This is a genomic window from Pseudomonas sp. HY13-MNA-CIBAN-0226, from assembly GCF_040310305.1.
Lineage (GTDB): Bacteria > Pseudomonadota > Gammaproteobacteria > Pseudomonadales > Pseudomonadaceae > Aquipseudomonas > Aquipseudomonas gregormendelii.
This window is the reverse complement of sequence record NZ_JBEOPS010000005.1, coordinates 139,092-159,346: the sequence shown is the minus strand read 5'-3', so window position 1 is coordinate 159,346 and position 20,255 is coordinate 139,092. Positions and strand designations below refer to the sequence as shown.

Annotated in this window: 20 protein-coding genes; 8 read left to right on the top strand and 12 right to left on the bottom strand. The window is 60.5% G+C overall.

Translation table 11 applies throughout. The annotated features are described in order from the left end of the window. Positions 1 to 51: 51 nt before the first annotated feature. The 5 genes from AAEZ05_RS07460 to AAEZ05_RS07440 all read right to left on the bottom strand — a co-directional run bounded on the left by AAEZ05_RS07460 (position 52) and on the right by AAEZ05_RS07440 (position 4,480). The gene (locus AAEZ05_RS07460) at positions 52 to 1,830 is read right to left on the bottom strand and encodes an ABC transporter ATP-binding protein (RefSeq protein ID WP_177328590.1); all 1,779 of its coding nucleotides are present in this window, start codon (positions 1,828 to 1,830) and stop codon (positions 52 to 54) included. 31 nt (positions 1,831 to 1,861) lie between these two features. Continuing rightward, complete coding sequence (locus AAEZ05_RS07455) at positions 1,862 to 2,464, bottom strand: DsbA family protein (RefSeq protein ID WP_177328591.1); 603 nt, start codon at positions 2,462 to 2,464, stop codon at positions 1,862 to 1,864. Between the two features lie 40 nt (positions 2,465 to 2,504). After that, positions 2,505 to 3,446, bottom strand: coding sequence for an oxygen-dependent tRNA uridine(34) hydroxylase TrhO (trhO, locus tag AAEZ05_RS07450; RefSeq protein ID WP_045061672.1), 942 nt, complete (start codon positions 3,444 to 3,446; stop codon positions 2,505 to 2,507). A gap of 200 nt (positions 3,447 to 3,646) precedes the next feature. Then, positions 3,647 to 3,946, bottom strand: coding sequence for a BolA family protein (locus AAEZ05_RS07445; protein WP_045061673.1), 300 nt, complete (start codon positions 3,944 to 3,946; stop codon positions 3,647 to 3,649). A 12-nt stretch (positions 3,947 to 3,958) separates the two neighbouring features. After that, on the bottom strand, positions 3,959 to 4,480 hold the full coding sequence (locus AAEZ05_RS07440; protein WP_045061674.1) for a DUF2059 domain-containing protein: 522 nt from the start codon (positions 4,478 to 4,480) through the stop codon (positions 3,959 to 3,961). A gap of 192 nt (positions 4,481 to 4,672) precedes the next feature. Here AAEZ05_RS07440 and AAEZ05_RS07435 point away from each other — a divergent pair, with 192 nt between their 5' ends. After that, positions 4,673 to 6,067 (top strand): class II fumarate hydratase, encoded by a 1,395-nt coding sequence (locus tag AAEZ05_RS07435; RefSeq protein ID WP_350646877.1) that lies wholly within the window; start codon positions 4,673 to 4,675, stop codon positions 6,065 to 6,067. A 132-nt stretch (positions 6,068 to 6,199) separates the two neighbouring features. Here AAEZ05_RS07435 and AAEZ05_RS07430 read toward each other — a convergent pair whose 3' ends face one another. Then, on the bottom strand, positions 6,200 to 7,159 hold the full coding sequence (locus AAEZ05_RS07430) for a DMT family transporter (RefSeq protein ID WP_045061676.1): 960 nt from the start codon (positions 7,157 to 7,159) through the stop codon (positions 6,200 to 6,202). Between the two features lie 203 nt (positions 7,160 to 7,362). Between AAEZ05_RS07430 and AAEZ05_RS07425 the strand changes: the two genes are divergently transcribed. After that, positions 7,363 to 7,557, top strand: a complete 195-nt coding sequence (locus AAEZ05_RS07425; protein ID WP_045061677.1) for a DUF6316 family protein — start codon at positions 7,363 to 7,365, stop codon at positions 7,555 to 7,557. Between the two features lie 126 nt (positions 7,558 to 7,683). On the opposite strand, the gene AAEZ05_RS07420 is transcribed toward AAEZ05_RS07425, so the two are convergent. Both AAEZ05_RS07420 and pap read right to left on the bottom strand, forming a co-directional pair. Further along, positions 7,684 to 8,868 carry a thiolase family protein gene (locus AAEZ05_RS07420; RefSeq protein ID WP_350601344.1) on the bottom strand — a complete coding sequence of 395 codons (1,185 nt, stop codon included), beginning with the start codon at positions 8,866 to 8,868 and terminating at the stop codon, positions 7,684 to 7,686. Between the two features lie 102 nt (positions 8,869 to 8,970). Then, complete coding sequence (gene pap / locus AAEZ05_RS07415) at positions 8,971 to 10,485, bottom strand: polyphosphate:AMP phosphotransferase (RefSeq protein WP_350646876.1); 1,515 nt, start codon at positions 10,483 to 10,485, stop codon at positions 8,971 to 8,973. Between the two features lie 159 nt (positions 10,486 to 10,644). Here pap and mnmC point away from each other — a divergent pair, with 159 nt between their 5' ends. Further along, on the top strand, positions 10,645 to 12,627 hold the full coding sequence (gene mnmC / locus AAEZ05_RS07410) for a bifunctional tRNA (5-methylaminomethyl-2-thiouridine)(34)-methyltransferase MnmC2/FAD-dependent 5-carboxymethylaminomethyl-2-thiouridine(34) oxidoreductase MnmC1 (protein ID WP_045061680.1): 1,983 nt from the start codon (positions 10,645 to 10,647) through the stop codon (positions 12,625 to 12,627). Between the two features lie 4 nt (positions 12,628 to 12,631). Here the strand turns inward: mnmC and AAEZ05_RS07405 are convergent, their stop codons facing one another. Next, positions 12,632 to 12,787, bottom strand: coding sequence for a hypothetical protein (locus tag AAEZ05_RS07405; RefSeq protein WP_160298070.1), 156 nt, complete (start codon positions 12,785 to 12,787; stop codon positions 12,632 to 12,634). Positions 12,788 to 12,923: 136 nt separating this feature from the next. Between AAEZ05_RS07405 and AAEZ05_RS07400 the strand changes: the two genes are divergently transcribed. From AAEZ05_RS07400 to AAEZ05_RS07385, 4 genes are all read left to right on the top strand, one after another. Then, positions 12,924 to 14,696, top strand: a complete 1,773-nt coding sequence (locus tag AAEZ05_RS07400) for an N-acetylglutaminylglutamine amidotransferase (RefSeq protein WP_045061681.1) — start codon at positions 12,924 to 12,926, stop codon at positions 14,694 to 14,696. A 3-nt stretch (positions 14,697 to 14,699) separates the two neighbouring features. Beyond that, positions 14,700 to 16,448, top strand: a complete 1,749-nt coding sequence (gene ngg / locus AAEZ05_RS07395) for an N-acetylglutaminylglutamine synthetase (protein ID WP_350646875.1) — start codon at positions 14,700 to 14,702, stop codon at positions 16,446 to 16,448. A gap of 179 nt (positions 16,449 to 16,627) precedes the next feature. After that, a complete protein-coding gene (locus AAEZ05_RS07390) occupies positions 16,628 to 17,818 on the top strand; it encodes an osmoprotectant NAGGN system M42 family peptidase (protein ID WP_045061683.1) in 1,191 nt (396 codons plus the stop codon). Positions 17,819 to 18,010: 192 nt separating this feature from the next. Then, positions 18,011 to 18,238 carry a YheU family protein gene (locus tag AAEZ05_RS07385; protein ID WP_350646874.1) on the top strand — a complete coding sequence of 76 codons (228 nt, stop codon included), beginning with the start codon at positions 18,011 to 18,013 and terminating at the stop codon, positions 18,236 to 18,238. An 8-nt stretch (positions 18,239 to 18,246) separates the two neighbouring features. Here AAEZ05_RS07385 and csrA read toward each other — a convergent pair whose 3' ends face one another. The 3 genes from csrA to AAEZ05_RS07370 form a co-directional block, all read right to left on the bottom strand. Further along, the gene (csrA, locus tag AAEZ05_RS07380) at positions 18,247 to 18,432 is read right to left on the bottom strand and encodes a carbon storage regulator CsrA (protein ID WP_045061684.1); all 186 of its coding nucleotides are present in this window, start codon (positions 18,430 to 18,432) and stop codon (positions 18,247 to 18,249) included. Positions 18,433 to 18,585: 153 nt separating this feature from the next. Then, positions 18,586 to 18,918, bottom strand: coding sequence for a YnfA family protein (locus AAEZ05_RS07375; RefSeq protein ID WP_045061685.1), 333 nt, complete (start codon positions 18,916 to 18,918; stop codon positions 18,586 to 18,588). Positions 18,919 to 18,982: 64 nt separating this feature from the next. Further along, a complete protein-coding gene (locus AAEZ05_RS07370; protein WP_350646873.1) occupies positions 18,983 to 19,798 on the bottom strand; it encodes an SDR family oxidoreductase in 816 nt (271 codons plus the stop codon). A 284-nt stretch (positions 19,799 to 20,082) separates the two neighbouring features. Between AAEZ05_RS07370 and AAEZ05_RS07365 the strand changes: the two genes are divergently transcribed. Then, positions 20,083 to 20,235 carry a DUF3309 family protein gene (locus AAEZ05_RS07365; protein WP_010461760.1) on the top strand — a complete coding sequence of 51 codons (153 nt, stop codon included), beginning with the start codon at positions 20,083 to 20,085 and terminating at the stop codon, positions 20,233 to 20,235. The last annotated feature ends 20 nt before the right edge of the window (positions 20,236 to 20,255 follow it).

Here is a 20,255-nt window from a genome sequence, read left to right as displayed (position 1 = left end):
CAGACTAGGGGGCGTTCTCGCTCCCGGCAAGTCAGAGCCCTGCTGACGAGGCTAGTGCTGCTGCAAATGCCCGTAAAGCTTGGCGTACAGACCACCGTCTGCAATCAGCTGCTGGTGATCGCCGTCCTCGGCGATCTGCCCCCCGTCGAACACCAGCACCCGGTCAGCCTGTTTCACGGCGGACAGCCGGTGGGCGATGATCAGGGTGGTGCGATGACTGAGGAAGCGCGTCAACGCCTGGTGCAGGTTGTATTCGGTGGCGGCGTCCAGCGCCGACGTAGCCTCGTCGAGGATCACTACCTTGGGCTCCGCCAGCACCATGCGGGCAATCGCCAGGCGCTGGCGTTGGCCGCCGGACAAACGCACGCCGGATCGGCCGACGATGCTGTCCAGGCCATTGGGTAATTCCCGTACTGTGTTATCCAGTTGGGCAATTTCCAGGGCCTGCCAGCAGGCTTCGTCGCTGCGTTCGCGGCCCATGGTCAGGTTGGCACGCACGGTGTCGTTGAATAGCGCGGGATGCTGCAGGACCACGGCAACATTCTCGCGCACGGTCTCCAGGCCGATTTCTTCCTGGGTCGAACCGCCGAAACGAATGGTACCGGCCAGGGGTGTGTACAGACCGAGCAGCAGTTGCACCAGTGTGCTCTTGCCACCGCCACTGGCACCAACGATCGCGACCTTTTCCCCCGGCGCGATCGACAGGTTCATCTTGTTCAGCACCAGCTCATCGCCATAACTGAAGCTCAGGCCCTGGACTTCGATGCCCACGGTTTCGCGACCCTGGAACGGATCGACGCCCCCCTCGTACTGCGGTTCGTCGGCTCGGGCGAGTAGTTCGTTGATCCGCGACAGGGCGCCGCCGGCTGCATAAAAGGCGTATTGCAGGTTCAACAGTTGCTCCACCGGGCCGATCATGAACCACAGGTAGCTGAAGACCGCGAGCATCTGGCCGATGGACAGGTCGGAAAACAGCACGGTGAGCATCGCTGCGGCGCGAAAGATGTCGATACCGAACTGGAACAGCAGGCCGCTGGCGCGGTTCGAAGCATCGGTTTTCCACTGCGAGGTGACTGCGTAATCCCGCACTTCCCGGGCGCGCTGCCCGAGTCGACCGAGGAAAAAGCCCTGGCGGTTGCCGGCACGGACTTCCTGAATGGAGTCGAGGGTTTCGGTGAGTGCCTGGGTGAAGCGCGAGGTGCTGTCGTTCTCCAGTTTCTTCAGGTGCTTGACCCGTTTGCCGAGCAACACCGTGGCGTAGATCACCAGCGGGTTGAACAGCATGATCAGCAGCGCCAGCTTCCAGTGCATCCACACCAGGATGCTCGCCGTGCCGACCAGGGTCAGCATGGCCACCAGGAAACGGCTGAGCGTTTCGCCAACGAATTTGTCGAGAGTGTCGAGATCGGTCACCAGATGCGTGGTGACCGTACCGCTGCCAAGGCTTTCGTACTCCCCCAGGGAAATTCGCTTGAGCCGCTCGATCAGGCGCAAGCGAATGCGGTAGACGATGTCCTTGGCCAGCGCTGCAAACAGGCGCGCCTGCACCACGTTGAACAACAGGGCGGCGCAACGCAGGCTCAGGGTAACCAGCAGCATCAGGCCTATGTAGCCCGCTGCTTTCTGCCAGTGCTCCGGCAGTGCGTGGTTCATGATCTTCAGCGCTGAATCGCCATGCCCCAGCAGCACCTCATCCACCAGCAGTGGCAGCAGCAAGGGAATCGGCACGCTGCACAAAGTGGCCAGGACCGCTACGCCGTTGGCGATCCACAAGGCTTTTTTATGCTGCAGGGCCAGGCGACGTATTTCGGCCCAGCTCAGTCGATCCATACGCTTGGGAGAGGGTTCATCGTCGGGCAGGTCATGCACAGGCGGCGCGCTCCAGCCAGCGGCCAAGCAATGGCGACAGCTCGCTGAGCGGTTGATAACCATTGGTCAGCAGCGCCAATTGCCCGTCCCGCTCGGCCAGCAATGTGGGGAAGCCGGCAATGCCAAGATCCTGGACCCAGGTGAAATCGGCGTCGGTCGCGGCGTGCTGCTCGGCACGGTCAAATGCCGCGGCGAACTCGATGCGCGGGACCCCCGCCTGCTCCGCCAACTCGACCAGGACACTGGCCTGGGTGACGTCGCGACCCTCGGCGTAGAACGCATGTTGAATCAAACCGAGCAATGTCCACGCACAATCGGCTGCCAGGCCACGCGCGGTCACGAGCGCCCGGCACGCGGGTTCGGTGTCGTAGACAAAGCCGTCGGGCAATGCACCCTCAAGCTTGAACGGCTGGCCGGTGGCATCAGTCACCGCCTGCCAGTGTTCGAGAATATAACGCCGGGTGGTCGGTTCCAGCGCCGAACCACTGCCGGTGCGCAAGCCGCCCACTACCAGATGTACCTCAACCCCGGCCGCGCGCGCCTGCTCGACCAGGGCTTGGGCCACCGGAGCAAAACCCCAGCACCAGGAGCACATCGGGTCCATCACATAGAGCAGGCGGCGCGCAGACATGGGATCAAGCCTCGGAAGGAGTTTGCTTGTAGTTGTAGCCAATCGGATGCGGCATGTTGCGCGCTTTCGCCAGTTCGATCTGCTTCTGCCGGTCGATGGCGCTACGGCGAGTCTTCTCGCTCAGCTTATCCCAGCAATGCGGGCAACTGATGCCCGGCACGTAGTGCTCGGATGCACGGTCTTGCACGCTCACCGGGGTGCGGCAGGCATGACATTGATCGTAGTCGCCTTCGCTGAGGTCGTGGCGCACCGTGACCCGGTTATCGAAGACGAAACAGTCGCCCTGCCATTTGGTTTCTTGCTGCGGCACCTCTTCAAGGTACTTCAGAATGCCACCCTTGAGGTGATAGACCTCATCGAAGCCCTGGCTGAGCATGTAGCTCGAAGCCTTTTCGCAACGAATGCCGCCGGTGCAGAACATCGCGACCTTCTTGTGCACGGCCGGGTCGAAGTGTTCCTTGATGTAGTCAGGAAATTCGCGAAAGCTGGTGGTCTTCGGATCGATGGCGCCCTCGAAGGTGCCGATGGCCACTTCGTAGTCGTTGCGGGTATCAATCAACAGCACTTCAGGGTCGCTGATCAGCGCGTTCCAGTTCTCTGGATCAACGTAGGTACCGACTTTTTTGTTCGGATCCACGCCTTCGACGCCCAGGGTGACGATTTCTTTCTTGAGCTTGACCTTGGTGCGGTAGAACGGCTGCTCGTCGCAGTACGATTCCTTGTGATCGATATCGTCCATGCGCGGGTCGTTCTTGAGCCAGGCCATGAGCCCGTCGATGCCTTCACGGCTGCCGGATACGGTGCCATTGATGCCTTCTTCGGCGATCAGCAGCGTGCCTTTGATGCCGTTGTCGACCATCGCCTGCAGCAAGGGCTCGCGCAGGGTGACGTAATCTTCCAGGGTGACGAACTTGTACAGTGCCGCCACAACAATCTGTTGTGTCATCGGGTGTTTCTCCAGGTGGCTACCCTCGTAAGGGGTGAACCGGATTCAAAAAAAACGCGCCGGGTTAGCGGCGCGTTGCGGATTCTAGCAAAAAAAATGTGGTTTCTGTAGGAGCAAGGCTCGCCCGCGATGGCAATCTCGAGGACGCTATCGCGGCAAGCCTTGCTCCCACACAAGCCGTGCACCTGCAGCCGGTGATCTCAGTGCTTGCTGCCGCCAGCACAGGTCGGCGAGGCCGGGGCCGCGTCCATCTGTGCCCATTCCTCAGGTGTATAGGTATGCAGCGCCAACGCATGAAACTCGCCCATCATCTCGCCAAGCGTGCCGTAGACTTTCTGGTGACGCTTGACGCGGTTGAGCCCTGCAAACTGCTGGCTGACGATCACTGCCTTGAAGTGAGTCTGCAACCCACGACTGTGCATGTGGCTCTCATCCAGCACTTGCAGGTGCTCGGGCTGTAACAGGCCCAGCGTCGACTCAATGCGTTGTTGCATGGTCATGCCCGACTCCGCTTAAGGCTTTTTCTTGGCAGGAGCTGCGCCCTTAGGCTCGAGCTCCGCGGTCATGTCAGCCAACAGTTTGTTGACCACAGGGACCGCGCTTTCCAGCTTGGCCTGAGTCATCTGCGCCGATTGCTGGGTCAGTTGCGGCATTTTTTCCAGGACTTTCTTGCCCAGTGGCGACCGGTAGAAAGCGACCAGGTCCTTGAGCTCCGATTCACTGAAGTTGGTGGTGTAGAGCTTGACCATGTCCGGCTTCAGCTTGTTCCAGCCAATGGCCTGGTCCAGCGCTGCGTTGGCCTTGGCCTGGTAGGTTTCCAGCAGGGCTTTTTTCGACTCGGGAGCTTTGGTCTGTTCAAAGCGCTGAGCGAACATTTGCTGCACTTGCATGTACACCGGAGTGCCCAGTTTGTCAGCGTGCGCCAGGGTCAGGAAAGCCTCGGCACTGGCGTTGTGGCTGGCGGTATCGGCAAAAACAGGGCCGCTGGCGCAAACCAGTGCAACCGCGGTACAGATGGCACGAAGACGAGTCATCGAGTTTCCTTTTCTAGCAGGCGAGGTAAAACCCCAAGGGCGTCCATTCTGCGCCTAAAAAAGTGTGTCACTCAACCCCAAGCCTTGTGGGGCCTAATTTAGAGGGGTCCAGCAGGCAATTTCGACACCGATGGAACCACCATGGACGATCACGGCCTAAACTGCGCTAACTGACCTACAGGAGTGTGCACGATGAGCCGTATCGAAACCGACAGCCTTGGCGAGGTGGAAGTCCCGGATGAGGCGTACTGGGGCGCTCAGACGCAACGCTCGCTGGTCAACTTCGCGATTGGCAACGAACGCATGCCACTGGCGGTGCTGCATGCGCTGGCCTTGATCAAGAAAGCCGCCGCACGGGTCAATGACCGCAACGGTGACGTGCCGGCCGACGTTGCCCGCCTGATCGAACAGGCGGCCGACGAAGTGCTCGATGGCAGCCACGACGATCAATTCCCGCTGGTGGTCTGGCAGACCGGCAGCGGTACCCAGAGCAATATGAACGTCAATGAGGTGATCGCCGGTCGCGCCAACGAACTGGCCGGTAACCCGCGGGGCGGCAAATCGCCGGTTCATCCCAACGATCATGTCAACCGCTCCCAGAGTTCCAACGACTGCTTCCCTACCGCCATGCACATCGCAACGGCCCAGGCGGTGCAACAGCAACTGCTGCCGGCGATCAGCGAACTGTCCGGCGGGTTGGCGGAGCTCTCCGCCCGGCACATGAAGCTGGTCAAGACCGGGCGCACCCACATGATGGACGCCACGCCGATCACCTTCGGCCAGGAACTGTCGGCATTCATCGCACAGCTCGATTACGCCGAAAGAGCGATCCGCAGCGCGTTGCCCGCCGTCTGTGAACTGGCCCAGGGCGGCACCGCAGTCGGCACTGGGTTAAATTCGCCCCACGGTTTTGGCGAAGCGATTGCCGCCGAACTGGCAGCCCTTTCCGGCCTGCCGTTTGTTACGGCACCGAACAAATTTGCCGCGCTGGCAGGGCATGAACCTTTGACCACCTTGTCGGGTGCGTTGAAGACCCTTGCCGTCACCCTGATGAAAATCGCCAACGACCTGCGCCTGCTGGGCTCCGGGCCGCGTGCCGGTTTAGCCGAAGTGAAACTGCCCGCCAACGAGCCGGGCAGTTCGATCATGCCAGGCAAGGTTAATCCAACTCAGTGCGAAGCCTTGTCGATGCTGGCCTGCCAGGTCATGGGCAACGACGTGGCTATCGGTTTTGCGGCAAGCCAGGGACACCTGCAGTTGAACGTCTTCAAGCCGGTGATCATTCACAACCTGCTGCAATCGATCCGTCTGCTGGGCGATGGCTGCAGCAACTTCCAGCAGCATTGCATTGCCGGCCTGGAACCGGATGCTCAGAAAATGGCTGAACATCTGGAGCGTGGGTTGATGCTGGTGACGGCGTTGAATCCGCATATCGGTTATGACAAGTCCGCGGAGATAGCCAAGAAAGCGTATGGCGAAGGGCTGACATTGCGTGAGGCGGCGTTACAGCTGGGATACCTGACCAGTGAAGAGTTCGATGCCTGGGTACGGCCGGAGAATATGCTGGAGGCTGGGGCCAAAGGTTAAGTAACGCCGTGGCCGGTAGTCCTTCATCGCGGGCGAGCCGCGATCCCACAGGTCTGTGTTTAAGCACAGAACCTGTGTGCTAGCAAAAAACCTGTGGGAGCGCGGCTTGCCCGCGATGAACGATGACGCGGTCTAACTGGCCGCCAACCGCGCCCGCCGCGCCCTCAGTCCGGCAATCAATGAAGGCCCCAGCGCTACCAGCGCCGAGCCCAACACCACCAGCACGGCCCCGCCATAGCCCAGGCCATTGATTGTCTCGGCATGCACGTACGCCGGCCAGAGCCATGCGGCCACAGCCACCGCAGCGAAAGTCACCAGCGGCGTGATCGCCAGCGTCGCACTCACCCGGGAAGCCTCCCAGTGGGCCAGCGCCTCGGCGAATGCACCGTAGGCAATCAAAGTGTTCATGCAGCACGCCAGCAGCAGCCAGCCCTGCAGCGGGCTCAGTTGCAGCACTTCCAGCGGATGCACCCAGGGGGTCAGCAGCAACCCGCAGAACAGGTAGATCACCATCATCACTTGCAGCGAATTCCATACCGTCAGCAGTTGCTTCTGCCCCAAGGCATAGAAGGTCCAGACCGTGGAAGCCAGCAGGACCAGCAACACGCCGGCGGTGTAGTCGCTCAGGGAAGTCAGCAACTCACTCAGGCGCTGGTTGAAGAACAGCACGAAGCCGATCAGCAGCACCAGCAGCCCAATCCCCTGCCCGACGCTGAAACGCTCCTTGAACACAAACAGACTGGCGATCAGCAACATGATCGGACCCATCTGTACCACCAGTTGTGCCGTACCGGGGCTCAGCAGGTTCAGGCCCATCAGGTACAACACGTAGTTGCCGACCAGCCCCAGCACCGCCATCACCACCAGCCAGCCACCGCGCGGGCCGAGGACCTTGCGACTGGGCAGGCGCCTGGTGGCCGCCAGGTAGATGAACAGGCAGCTGCCGGACACCATCAGGCGAAACCAGGTCACCGTGACCGGGTCCATCACCTGCAGCACCTGCTTGAGCTTGATCGGCAGGATTCCCCACAACAGCGCGGTCAGCAAGGCCAGGAACAGGCCGTAGGCCCAGCGACCGGATGAAATGTGCATGCGTACCTCAACAAGGCCAGACGGCAAGAGTTGGTCATTCTAGGCCCATGCACTGATGGTACACAGGCACAGTTGCCCACGTGCCGCGCATGCAACTGTGCAGGTCGCATGCCGTCGATCGGTTGGTTGGTTGGGCACGGCAAATGGTTCAGACATAAGCTGATTCGATCCACCCATAGGACAGCACCTTCAGGAGAACCTTCATGTACGGCATGCGCGCCCAGGACAACGCCCCCGCTACGCACTTTCGCAGTGACCGGCTATGCAGGGTGAACGGGGAGTTGTATTTCAGTACCCGGGAAAACACGCTGGAGGGGCCGTTTGAAAATCCGCAGGTGGCGGAGCGTGGGATTCGGGAATATATCGAGCGGATGCAAAAGATGAGTAACCGACGCTAGACCCAGGCGCGGGTATTCGCCAGCAAGTCGAATCGTCGCACCGCCGCAAGACCTGTGTGAGCGGCGGCGCGGTTATTCGACTTGCTCGCGGAGGCTACTTCACAGTTTCCACACCAATACAGGTCATTACCGCACCGCTTCAAACAGCCCGGTAGCCCCCATGCCCCCGCCCACGCACATGGTCACCACGCCATAGCGCAGATTACGCCGCTGCAACTCGCGCACCAGATGCCCCACTTGCCGCGAACCGGTCATGCCGAACGGGTGGCCAATGGAAATCGAGCCGCCGTTGACGTTGTATTTTTCGTTATCGATTTGCAGGCGGTTACGGCTGTAAAGGCATTGCGAAGCGAACGCCTCGTTGAGTTCCCACAGGTCAATGTCGGCCACCTGCAACCCTTTGGCCTTGAGCAGTTTGGGCACCGAAAACACCGGGCCGATCCCCATCTCATCCGGTTCGCAACCTGCCACGGTAAATCCGCGGAAGAACGCCTTGGGCTTCAATCCCAGCTCCAGGGCTTTTTCCAGGCTCATCACCAGCGTCATCGACGCACCGTCGGACAACTGCGAAGAGTTGCCGGCAGTCACCGAGCCGTCTTCGGCAAATACCGGTTTCAAGCCCGCCAGGCTTTCCAGCGTGGTGTCCGGGCGGTTGCAATCGTCGCGATCGACAATGCCGTCGAGGATCTGCACCTCGCCGCTGTTCTTGTCCTCGACCCGGTATTTCACCGCCATCGGCACGATTTCGTCATCGAACAAGCCGGTGGCCTGGGCCTGCGCCGTACGCTGCTGGCTCTGCAGCGCATACAGGTCCTGTTCTGCGCGGCTGACGTTATAGCGACGCGCCACGATCTCGGCAGTCTGGCCCATGGGGAAGTAGATGCCCGGGACCTGCTCCTTGAGCAGCGGGTTGATCAGGTTGTCGGTATTGACGCTCTTCATCGTCAGGCTGATCGACTCGACGCCGCCAGCCACAATGATCTCACTGCAGCCCGAAGCGATCTGGTTGGCAGCAATGGCGATCGCCTGCAAACCCGACGAGCAGAAGCGGTTGAGGGTCATGCCGGCAGTGCCAGTACCCAGGCGCGACAACACCGCCACATTACGGCCGATGTTGTAGCCTTGGGCGCCTTCGTTGGAACCAGCTCCGACGATGCAGTCCTCGACGCTCGCCGGGTCGATGCCCGAGCGCGCCAACAAGGCGTCGACACAATGCGCCGCCATGTCGTCAGGACGAGTCTGGTTGAACTTACCGCGAAAGGATTTGGCCAGGCCGGTCCGCACGCTGTCGACGATCACCACTTCACGCATGGCATACCTCATTGTTGTTATCGGTTGAGAGTAGACCGAGCATAAGTCCACCACATAACCGGCTGCGACAATCATTCACCTCGCGTATGCGCAACCATCGGTTCACTTCTTGTGTTTCTTGTCCTTGCGGTCGGACTTTTCGAACGCCGCTTCCAGAGCACTGTTAATAGTGCGCAGCACTTTGACCCGCGCCCAGCGCTTGTCATTGGCTTCCACCAGCGTCCATTGCGAGATATCGGTGCTGGTGCGATCCACCATATCGCCTACCGCAGCACGATAGGCGTCCCACTTGTCGCGGTTGCGCCAGTCGTCTTCGGTGATCTTGAAACGCTTGAAGGGTATCTCCTCACGGGCCTGGAAACGCTCCAGCTGAGTCTGCTTGTCGATGGCCAGCCAGAACTTGACCACGATCACGCCGGAATCGACGATCTGCTCTTCGAAATCATTGATCTCGCTGTAAGCGCGCAACCAGTCCGACGGCGGGCAGAAGCCTTCGATGCGCTCCACCAGCACACGCCCGTACCACGAACGATCAAACACGGTGAACTTGCCCTTGGCCGGGATGTGCCGCCAAAACCGCCACAAGTACGGCTGCGCACGCTCTTCTTCGGTCGGCGCGGCAATCGGCACGATGCTGTACTGACGCGGATCCAGGGCCGCCGCCACCCGGCGAATCGCCCCGCCCTTGCCCGCCGCATCATTGCCTTCGAAGACGGCGATCAACGCGTGGCGGCGCATGCGTTTATCCCGCATCAGGCCAGAGAAGCGTGCCTGTTCGGTGATCAGCTGTTCTTCGTAATCGTCCTTGTCCAGGCGCAGGGTCAAGTCCAGGCTGTCGAGCAGGTTCAACTGATCGACGCTAATGGGCAGTGGGGCGGCGTTGACTTTTTCCGGGTGCAGGGATGCTCGTTGGAGAGCACCTTGCAGGCCGGCGAGCAGAATCCGCCCGACCGCCAGGCTGCGATAGTTCGGGTCGACGCCTTCGATCACATGCCAGGGCGCATAGTCACGGCTGGTGCGGCGCATGACGCGCTCGCCGTATTTGACGAACTTGTCGTAGGTCTGCGATTGCTGCCAGTCCAGCGGGCTGATGCGCCAGCTGTGCAAGGGGTCGTCCGCCAGCGCCTTGAGGCGGGCCTTCATCTGTTTCTTGGACAGGTGGAACCAGAACTTGAAGATCAGCGCGCCTTCGTCGCACAGCATCTTTTCCAGACGCTCGGCGGCATTGATGCCCTGGTCGAGCCGCGGATTCTTGAACTCGCCATGGACTCGCCCTTGAAGCATCTGGCTGTACCAGTTGCCAAAGAAAATACCCATGCGGCCCTTGGCTGGCAGCATTCGCCAGTAGCGCCAGGCCGGCGGACGGGCCAGCTCCTCGTCGGTTTGCTGATCAAAAGTGCGCACTTCGATCAGTCGAGGGTCCATCCACTCGTTGAGCAGCTTGACCGTCTCACCCTTGCCGGCCCCTTCGATGCCGTTGATCAGCACGATGACCGGAAAACGTTGCTGCTGCTGGAGTTCAAATTGCGCTTCAAGCAACGCTTCGCGCAGCGCCGGCACTTCGGCGTCGTAGGTTTCTTTATCGATGAAATGACCGATTTCAGCAGATTCGAACATGGATGGCTCCCTTCCCGTATTGAGCAAGACTAGCGGATTGACCTCCCCCACGTAGTAGAAATCCATTTTCATCGTTTGATCGGCCGCTGCCGATGCCATGGATCAGGCATTGCCACGACGATCAGCTAGAATGGCCACCTTGCCGATGCCGAGCCTGCCATGAAACCCGTATTACCCCACGCCCAGCTCGACTGGGACGACCAGGGACTTCCGCGTTCGCGGGTGTTCGACGACGTGTACTTTTCCGATCTGTCGGGCCTGGATGAGACCCGTTACGTGTTCCTCCAGCAAAATGCCTTGAGTGAGCGCTTTGCCACGCTGCAGGCCGGTGAGCGCCTGGTGATTGGGGAGACCGGATTCGGCACCGGCCTGAACTTCCTCTGTGCCTGGCAGTTGTTCGAGGCACAGGCGGTGCCTGGCGTGCGGTTGCATTTCGTCAGCGTCGAAAAATACCCGCTGACCCTGCCGGACCTGCAGCGAGCACTGGCATTGTGGCCCGAGCTCAAGCCGTTCGCCGATCAACTGCTGGCGCAATACGTGGCCATCCATCAAGGCTTCCAGCGACTGGTGCTGGACAACGGCCGCGTCACCCTGACGTTGCTGATTGGCGACGCCCTGGAACAGTTGCCGCAACTGGACGCCCAAGTTGACGCCTGGTTTCTCGACGGCTTCGCCCCGGCAAAAAATCCCGACATGTGGACCGCCGAGCTGTTCGCCGAACTGGCCCGCCTGGCAGCGCCCGGCTCGACCATCAGTACGTTTACCAGCACCGGTTGGGTGCGCCGACTGCTGAATGCGGCGGGCTTCAAGATGAAGCGTACGCCCGGCATCGGGCACAAATGGGAAATCCTGCGGGGCGTATTTCTCGGATGGCCGCAAGAGGCAGCGCCGCCGGCGGTAACCAAACCGTGGTTCGCGCGTCCGCTGCCACTGACTGGCGAGCGGCATGCCATGGTGATTGGCGCCGGTCTGGCCGGTTGCGCCACGGCTGCGAGCCTTGCGGCAAGGGGTTGGCGCGTGAGCCTGCTGGAGCGTCACACGGCTCTGGCGCAGGAAGCGTCGGGCAATCCCCAGGGCGTGTTGTACCTCAAGCTTTCGGCCCATGGCACGGCGTTGTCACAGTTGATTGTCAGTGGATTTGGCCACACCCGGCGGTTGCTCGAACATCTGCAACGGGGAGTCGACTGGGACGATTGCGGTGTTCTGCAACTGGCGTTCAATGCCAAGGAAGCCGACCGGCAGGCACATTTGGCCGCAGCGTTTCCCGACGATCTGCTGCATGAGCTCGATCGCGAACACGCCGAGGGGCGCGCGGGTATCGCGCTGCCATCCGGCGGCCTGTTTTATCCAGAGGGCGGCTGGGTGCATCCGCCAGCCCTGTGCGCCTGGCAAGCGGCTCATCCCAATATCAACGTCCTGACTCATCACGAGGTGGTGCAACTGCGCCGTGACAAAGGGCAATGGCAGGCGTGGGCTGGGGAAAGATTGCTGGCCCAAGCGACAGTGGTGGTGCTGGCGGGCGCTGCCGACGTCAGGCGTTTTGACTTCAGCAGCGACCTGCCGCTCAAGCGTATTCGGGGCCAGATTACCCGCCTGCCTCAAACTGCTGACAGCCAAAGCCTGAGCACCGTGGTGTGCGCCGAAGGCTACGTTGCACCGGCGCGGCTGGGCGAACACACCCTGGGCGCCAGTTTCGATTTCAACAACGACGACCTGACACCCACGGCAGCCGAGCATGCCGGCAACTTGCAGATGCTCGAGGATATATCCGCCGATCTGGTCGCCCGCCTGGGTGCCGGCACCTTGCAACCAGAGGCCCTGGAAGGTCGCGCCGCGTTTCGCTGTACCAGTCCGGATTACCTGCCGATCGTCGGTCCGCTGGCCGCTACCCAGGCCTTTACCGACGCCTATGGCGTCCTGAGCAAAGATGCCCGGCAAACGCCGGACATCCCTTGCCCATGGCTGGACGGTGTGTACGTCAACAGCGGTCACGGTTCCCGGGGCTTGATCACCGCCCCATTGTCAGCCGAGCTGCTGGCGGCCTGGCTCGACAACGAACCGCTGCCGTTGCCCCGGGCCGTCGCCGAGGCGTGCCATCCCAATCGATTCGTCTTGCGGCGCTTGATCCGCGCAAAGGCGTGAAAGACTAAAGACTACCGCAACGCTTCTTCCAGTGTTTGCACCCCATCCCGACCCGCAGCCGCCAGCCAATGCGGCATGGCCGCTGTAGTACTCGGGCCTTGTCCAGGCCGGCGGTGTGTTCCACCAGCGCCTTCAGGCGCTGGTCGGAGGTCAGGGGCACAACCGCACAGGCATCGAGCGCCTTATTCCTTATCGATCTAAAACTCCCAGGATCGCAGCGGGTCAGTTTCTGAGTGCCCGCTGTTTTAGCCGGGTATCGATTGAACCTCCCCAACGGAAAAACCGGTAAGGACTTTATGTGCGGATTAGCTGGCGAGTTACGCTTTGACAATCAACCTGCGGACCTTGCAGCCGTTGAACGAATCACCCATCACCTGGCACCCCGCGGACCTGACGCGTGGGGCTTCCACAGCCAAGGGCCGATTGCCCTGGGCCATCGCCGCCTGAAAATCATGGACCTGTCGGACGGCTCGGCGCAGCCGATGGTCGACAATCAGTTGGGCCTGTCCCTGGCGTTCAATGGCGCGATCTACAACTTTCCAGAGTTGCGCACCGAGCTTGAAAGCCTTGGTTATGCGTTCTACTCCGGCGGTGACACCGAAGTGCTGCTCAAGGGCTATCACGCCTGGGGCGAAGCACTGCTACCCAAGCTCAACGGCATGTTTGCGTTTGCCATTTGGGAACGCGACACCAAGCGCCTTTTCATTGCCCGTGACCGTCTGGGCGTGAAGCCGCTCTACCTGTCGCGTACCGGCCAGCGCCTGCGCTTTGCCTCGGCTTTGCCAGCACTGCTCAAGGGCGGCGACATCAACCCGATCCTTGATCCGGTGGCTCTCAATCACTATCTGAATTTTCATGCCGTGGTTCCCGCTCCGCGCACCTTGCTGGCAGGCATCGAGAAATTGCCGCCGGCGACCTGGATGCGCGTCGAAGCTGATGGCAGCACCGAGCAGAAAACCTGGTGGACCCTGCCCTACGGTCCCCGTGCCGATGAAATGAACCTGACACTGGAAGACTGGCGCGACCGCGTGCTGGACAGCACCCGTGAAGCGGTGGCTATTCGTCAACGAGCTGCTGTCGACGTCGGAGTCTTGCTCTCCGGCGGAGTGGATTCGAGCATGCTCGTGGGACTGTTGCGCGAAGTCGGGGTGGAGAACCTGTCGACCTTTTCCATCGGCTTCCAGGATGCCGGCGGCGAACGCGGCGACGAGTTCCAATACTCGGACCTGATCGCCAGGCACTACGGCACCCAGCACCATCAGTTACGCATCGACGAAAAAGAGATCATTGAGCAATTGCCGGCGGCGTTCCGCGCCATGAGCGAGCCGATGGTCAGCCATGACTGCATTGCGTTCTACCTGCTGTCCCGTGAAGTGGCCAAGCACTGCAAGGTGGTACAGAGCGGCCAGGGTGCAGACGAACTGTTCGCCGGTTACCACTGGTATCCGCAAGTCGATGGCGCCGCCGACCCTTACGCTGCCTACCGCGAAGCGTTTTTCGACCGCAGCTATGAAGATTACGCCGCCACCGTGCAGCCCAAATGGTTGACGGCGAATGACGCGGCTGGCGATTTCGTGAAAGAACATTTTGCCCAGCCTGGCGCCGATGCCGCTGTGGACAAAGCCTTGCGCCTGGACAGCACGGTGATGCTGGTGGACGACCCGGTCAAGCGCGTCGACAACATGACCATGGCCTGGGGCCTGGAAGCCCGCACGCCGTTCCTGGACTACCGCCTGGTGGAATTGTCGGCACGGGTACCGGGCAAATTCAAGCTGCCCGATGGCGGCAAGCAGGTGCTCAAGGAAGCCGCGCGACTGGTCATTCCAAGTGAAGTGATCGACCGCAAGAAAGGTTACTTTCCGGTCCCCGGCCTCAAGCATCTACAGGGCGATACGCTCAATTGGGTGCGCGAACTGCTGCTGGATCCGAGCCAGGATCGTGGCTTGTTCAACCCGGCCATGCTTGACCGCCTGCTGACTGATCCACAAGGTCAACTGACGCCCTTGCGTGGCTCCAAGCTGTGGCAACTGGCGGCCTTGAACCTGTGGCTCAGCGAACAAGGAATCTGATCGATGAAACCCCACGCCACGGCTTACAGCCAACGCTTGTTGCGCGGTCAGGCGCCTACCTACGAGCGCTTGCAGGCACGCTTGGCTGAGGATGGCAGTGAACCGAGCGCGGCCCCGATTGCGCTGCATTGCGGTTGGGGTCGATTGCTGATCGGCCACACCTTCGCTGACCCTGCCAGTCTTGCCCAGGAACTGCTCAACGAAAAACCCGGCGAGCGGGATATCGCGCTGTATGTGGCCGCGCCCCAGCAGGTGTTGGGGCTTGAGCCGGCGCAACTGTTCCTCGACCCTTCGGACACCTTGCGCCTGTGGTTCACTGACTATCGCCCCTCCACGCGGGTGTTTCGCGGCTTCCGGATTCGTCGGGCGCAAAGTGAGGCGGACTGGAAGGCGATCAACACGCTGTACCAGGCCCGCAACATGCTGCCCATCGATGCCAGTTTGCTGACCCCGCGTCACCTCGGCGGTCCGGTGTACTGGCTGGCCGAGGATGAAGACAGCGGTGCGGTCATCGGCAGTGTGATGGGGCTCAACCATCACAAGGCCTACAACGATCCAGAGAACGGCAGCAGCCTGTGGTGCCTGGCCGTCGACCCCCTTTGTTCCCGACCGGGGGTGGGAGAAGTGCTGGTCCGGCACCTGATCGAACACTTCATGAGTCGCGGGCTGAGTTACCTCGACCTGTCGGTATTGCATGATAATCGCCAGGCCAAAAACCTCTACGCCAAGCTGGGTTTTCGCAACCTTTCGACCTTTGCCATCAAACGCAAGAATGGCATCAATCAGCCGCTGTTCCTGGGGCCTGGGCCGGAGGCGAACTTCAACCCTTACGCACGGATCATTGTCGAGGAGGCCCATCGTCGGGGTATTGATGTACTGGTCGATGACGCCGAAGCCGGGATGTTCACCCTCAGCCATGGCGGGCGGCGGGTACGTTGCCGCGAGTCCCTGAGCGACCTGACCAGCGCCATCAGCATGAGTCTGTGCCAGGACAAAAGCCTGACGCACAAGGTACTCAAGGCGGCGGGGCTGAAATTGCCGTCCCAGCAACTTGCCGGCAATGCCGATGACAACCTGGCATTCCTCGACGAGCATGAGCGCGTAGTGGTCAAGCCGCTGGACGGCGAACAGGGCCGAGGGGTAGCGGTGGACCTGCAGACGATCGAAGAGGTCCAGCAAGCCATTGAGTCAGCTCGCCAGTTTGACACCCGGGTGCTTCTGGAGAGTTTTCACGAAGGTTTGGACCTGCGGATTCTGGTAATCGGTTTTGAAGTGGTGGCTGCGGCCATCCGCCGACCGGCCGAAGTGATCGGTGATGGCCAGCACAGTGTCGGCGCGCTGATCGAGGCTCAAAGTCGTCGGCGCCAGGCTGCCACCGGCGGCGAGAGCAAGATCCCCCTCGACCACGAAACCGAGCGTACCCTGGCGGCTGCCGGTTACGATTACAGCAGTGTTTTACCGGCCGGCGAGCACCTGTTCGTGCGGCGCACGGCGAATCTGCATACCGGCGGCATCCTTGAGGATGTCACGCCCATCTTGCATCCGACCCTGGTCGACGCTGCGGTGCGGGCGGCCCGGGCGCTGGACATTCCCATGGTCGGGCTCGACCTGCTGGTGCCGGCGGCGGATCAGCCGGAATACGTATTTATCGAGGCCAATGAACGCGCCGGGCTGGCCAACCATGAACCGCAACCGACGGCAGAACGCTTTGTGGATCTGCTGTTTCCCCATAGTCAGCCGGCTGCCCAATAGATAGATGCTGCCTGGACTGACGCCATCGCGGGCAGCCTGTTCCCACAGGGAGTGTGTGAGGCCCGGCTCTGGGAGCCGGGCTGCTGTGAGAGCAAAGCCTGCCCGCGATGACGGCCTGACCACCTCCCACTCTTAACCTCATCGAAACCATCGATGCACTCAACTCATCAGGAGTTTCCATGACCAGTAGAATCCCGGAACCGGATCTCAACTACCTGCAAAAAGTCCTGTTGGAGATGCTGGCCATTCCAAGCCCCACAGGATTCACCGACACCATCGTGCGCTACGTCGCCGAGCGTCTTGAAGAGCTGGGCATTCCCTTCGAAATGACCCGGCGCGGGACCATCCGTGCGACCCTCAAGGGCAAGAAAAACAGCCCGGATCGCGCCGTCTCGGCGCATCTGGACACCATTGGCGCGGCAGTTCGCGCGGTCAAGGACAACGGTCGACTGACCCTGGCACCAGTTGGCTGCTGGTCCAGTCGTTTTGCCGAGGGCAGTCGGGTCAGCCTGTTCACCGATAATGGCGTGATTCGCGGCAGTGTATTGCCCCTGATGGCTTCCGGGCACGCCTTCAACACGGCCGTGGACGAGATGCCGATCAGCTGGGATCACGTGGAGTTGCGTCTGGATGCCTACTGCGCCACTCGTGCAGACTGTGACTCGCTAGGGATCAGCGTCGGTGATTTCGTGGCCTTCGATCCATTGCCCGAATTCACCGAAAGCGGCCATATCAGTGCCCGTCACCTGGATGACAAGGCCGGCGTGGCTGCGCTGCTGGCGGCCATGAAGGCGATTATCGACAGTGGCGAAGAGCTGATGATCGATTGTCATCCCCTGTTCACCATCACCGAGGAAACCGGCAGTGGCGCGGCAGCGGCGTTGCCGTGGGACGTCAGTGAGTTCGTCGGCATTGATATAGCCCCCGTAGCTCCGGGCCAGCATTCCAGCGAACATGCCGTGAGTGTGGCAATGCAGGATTCCGGTGGGCCGTATGACTATCACCTGTCCCGGCACTTGCTGCGCCTGGCCAGCGATAATGAATTACCGGTGCGTCGCGATCTGTTCCGTTATTACTTCAGCGATGCGCATTCGGCGGTTACCGCCGGGCATGACATCCGCACCGCCCTGCTCGCTTTCGGCTGCGATGCAACTCACGGCTACGAGCGTACCCACATAGACAGCCTGGCCGCGTTGAGTCGCCTGCTCGGCGCCTACATCCTCAGCCCGCCGGTATTTGCCAGCGATGCACAGCCAGCGAAGGGTTCGCTGGACCGGTTCAGTCACCAGATCGAGCATGACACGCAGATGGAAAGTGATACCCGGGTGCCATCGGTGGATAGCCTGGTGGGACAGCGCAACGATAGCTAAGCCGATATCTGCGGCGCCGGCACGACCGATCGAGAGCAGGCTCGCTCCCACAGAATTTTCCCCGTGCGGGAAACGGTTTTGGTGTGAGGGCAAGCCTGCTCGCGATGACGATGGAGCAACCTGCGCTAAACCGAGGGTAGCCGCCATCTGCCAATCGCCGTAGCATCGCGCGATTGTTCAACCGAGGTGGCTATGCTGATTCCCCACGACCAACTTGAAGTCGATACCTTGACCCGCTTGATCGAAGATTTCGTGACCCGCGACGGCACGGACAACGGCGACGACACCCCGCTGGAAACCCGGGTCTTGCGGGTTCGCCAGGCCCTGAGCAAGGGACAGGCACTGATCGTTTTCGATCCGGAGAGCGAGCAATGTCAACTGATGCTCAAGCACGATGTGCCCAAGCATCTGTTAGACTGAAACGTCTGTTACTTGTGTTTCCCGGTCTTTTTTTCGTCCTGGATGCGCTCGTAGATCTCGCTGCGATGGACGGTAAAACTGCGCGGCGCTTCAACTCCGATGCGCACACTGTCGCCACTGACGGCCAGGATTCGCACGGAAATGGTGTCGCCAATGGAGATCAACTCTTGGGCTACACGGCTGAGAACTAGCATGGGATAGGTCCTACTGGGTGACAGGACCTTGAAGATGCCCGGCAGAAAACGCTCATTCAATATGTTGTAGGCAAATCAGTTTTTCCCTACAAACCTGAGGGAAGCACCCCGTAGGATTTATCCGACAAAACCGCAGAATATCGGATCTTTCCTTCAGGAAGCCGACAGTCGTGGGCCGAAGAGAATCACCGTCGCGCCAATCACGCACAGGGCCACACCGATCCAGTCCGAGCTCAAGGGACGAATCCGCTCCACCACCGCCAACCAGCCAATTGACGCCACGATGTAGATGCCTCCATAGGCGGCATAGGCGCGACCTGCATAGGTCGCTTCCACGCGCGTCAGCAGGAGTGCGAACAGCGTCAGGCTGAACAGTGCCGGCACAATCCACAGGGCGCTCTTGCCCTGGCGCAACCACATCCAGAATGCAAAACACCCGGCGATTTCAAACAAGGCGGCAAGAAAGAACCACAGGTAATTGAGCATGCAAGGGTCTCGCTAAAATGGCCGATGGCGGCCACCCTAGCGACGGCGGGACCATCGGGCAAGCTCAGCCTGCGGTCTGTTTGGCCTTTGCGCGCATTTTATCGGCCATGACCGTCATTTCGTTGTACAGCAGTTGCGGGTTCTTCTGCTTGATCGCCCAGGCCATACGGCCCTGCTCGTGCGGCAAGATCATGAATTCACCGGCACCGATCTGCTGATAGATGTAGTCGGCAATGTCGGCAGCGGTGATCGGCGAACTTTCAAGCAATTTGCCGACCTGCGCTTTCATCGCAGGCGTCGGGCCTCGGAAAGAGTCCAGCAGGTTGGTCTGGAAGAACGATGGGCATACCACATGCACCCCGACTTCCTGCTGCGCCAGTTCGATCAGCAGGCTTTCAGACAATGCGACCACGCCGGCCTTGGCCACGTTGTAGTTGCTCATGGCAGGGCCTTGCATCAGCGCGGCCATGGACGCGATGTTGATGATCTTGCCCTTGCTCTTTTCCAGCAGCGGCAGGAACGCCTTGCAGCCCTTGACCACGCCCATCAGGTTGATCGCAATCTGCCAATCCCAGTCTTCCAGGGACAGCTCGCTGAAGAACCCGCCGGAGGCCACTCCGGCGTTGTTGACGATGATGTCGATGCCGCCCAGCTTCTCCTCGCAGGCCTGGGCAAACGCCGTCAGTTGACTGTAGTCGCGCACGTCACAGCGCTGGATAAACCCGTCGCCACCCGCCTCGCGCACCAGCTTGAGGGTATCCTGCAGGCCGGGATCGCTGACATCGGACAAGGCCAGTTGCCAGCCCTCGCGCGCCCAGCGGAGCGCGATTTCGCGACCCAGGCCCGAGCCTGCGCCAGTGATCATCATGCGATTTTGCATAGCAGACAGCCTTGTTGTTCCGGGGAAGATGTGCCGAGTGTAGCGAAGGAGATAGCGGGAGCCACGCTGCATCAGATTGCTGAATAGGCTGCTCAAACCCCGGGCGCGGACGGATGAACTAAGCCAATAAAAAGGAAATAAGGCTTTCTTCGAAAAACATTAAAAAAACTTGGAATTTTCTCGCGATCAGCGCAGTCGGATCATTTAAGCAGCCAGGATTTAATTCATTCCTGCTGACAGTTATAGCTAGGTCATTCCGGAACACTTTCAACAAGGAAACAGACATGGGCACAATTCTAATCGTTATTCTGATCCTTCTTCTGGTAGGCGGTTTGCCGGTCTTCCCCCACTCCAGAAGTTGGGGTTATGGCCCGTCGGGTATCATCGGTGTAGTCCTGGTGGTGCTGTTGATCCTGCTCTTGCTTGGCAAGATATAAAGCGTTAACAGGAAAAAAAA

Bases quoted from the DNA above. Each gene is read 5' to 3' on its own strand.
- AAEZ05_RS07460 (WP_177328590.1), bottom strand. From the start codon at position 1,830: ATGGATCGACTGAGCTGGGCCGAAATACGTCGCCTGGCCCTGCAGCAT.
- AAEZ05_RS07385 (WP_350646874.1), top strand. From the start codon at position 18,011: ATGCTGATTCCCCACGACCAACTTGAAGTCGATACCTTGACCCGCTTG.
- AAEZ05_RS07430 (WP_045061676.1), bottom strand. From the start codon at position 7,159: ATGCACATTTCATCCGGTCGCTGGGCCTACGGCCTGTTCCTGGCCTTG.
- AAEZ05_RS07365 (WP_010461760.1), top strand. From the start codon at position 20,083: ATGGGCACAATTCTAATCGTTATTCTGATCCTTCTTCTGGTAGGCGGT.
- AAEZ05_RS07400 (WP_045061681.1), top strand. From the start codon at position 12,924: ATGTGCGGATTAGCTGGCGAGTTACGCTTTGACAATCAACCTGCGGAC.
- mnmC (WP_045061680.1), top strand. From the start codon at position 10,645: ATGAAACCCGTATTACCCCACGCCCAGCTCGACTGGGACGACCAGGGA.
- AAEZ05_RS07435 (WP_350646877.1), top strand. From the start codon at position 4,673: ATGAGCCGTATCGAAACCGACAGCCTTGGCGAGGTGGAAGTCCCGGAT.
- AAEZ05_RS07455 (WP_177328591.1), bottom strand. From the start codon at position 2,464: ATGTGCTCCTGGTGCTGGGGTTTTGCTCCGGTGGCCCAAGCCCTGGTC.
- AAEZ05_RS07420 (WP_350601344.1), bottom strand. From the start codon at position 8,868: ATGCGTGAAGTGGTGATCGTCGACAGCGTGCGGACCGGCCTGGCCAAA.
- AAEZ05_RS07445 (WP_045061673.1), bottom strand. From the start codon at position 3,946: ATGACCATGCAACAACGCATTGAGTCGACGCTGGGCCTGTTACAGCCC.
- AAEZ05_RS07375 (WP_045061685.1), bottom strand. From the start codon at position 18,918: ATGCTCAATTACCTGTGGTTCTTTCTTGCCGCCTTGTTTGAAATCGCC.
- AAEZ05_RS07370 (WP_350646873.1), bottom strand. From the start codon at position 19,798: ATGCAAAATCGCATGATGATCACTGGCGCAGGCTCGGGCCTGGGTCGC.
- csrA (WP_045061684.1), bottom strand. From the start codon at position 18,432: ATGCTAGTTCTCAGCCGTGTAGCCCAAGAGTTGATCTCCATTGGCGAC.
- AAEZ05_RS07390 (WP_045061683.1), top strand. From the start codon at position 16,628: ATGACCAGTAGAATCCCGGAACCGGATCTCAACTACCTGCAAAAAGTC.
- AAEZ05_RS07440 (WP_045061674.1), bottom strand. From the start codon at position 4,480: ATGACTCGTCTTCGTGCCATCTGTACCGCGGTTGCACTGGTTTGCGCC.
- trhO (WP_045061672.1), bottom strand. From the start codon at position 3,446: ATGACACAACAGATTGTTGTGGCGGCACTGTACAAGTTCGTCACCCTG.
- pap (WP_350646876.1), bottom strand. From the start codon at position 10,485: ATGTTCGAATCTGCTGAAATCGGTCATTTCATCGATAAAGAAACCTAC.
- AAEZ05_RS07425 (WP_045061677.1), top strand. From the start codon at position 7,363: ATGTACGGCATGCGCGCCCAGGACAACGCCCCCGCTACGCACTTTCGC.
- ngg (WP_350646875.1), top strand. From the start codon at position 14,700: ATGAAACCCCACGCCACGGCTTACAGCCAACGCTTGTTGCGCGGTCAG.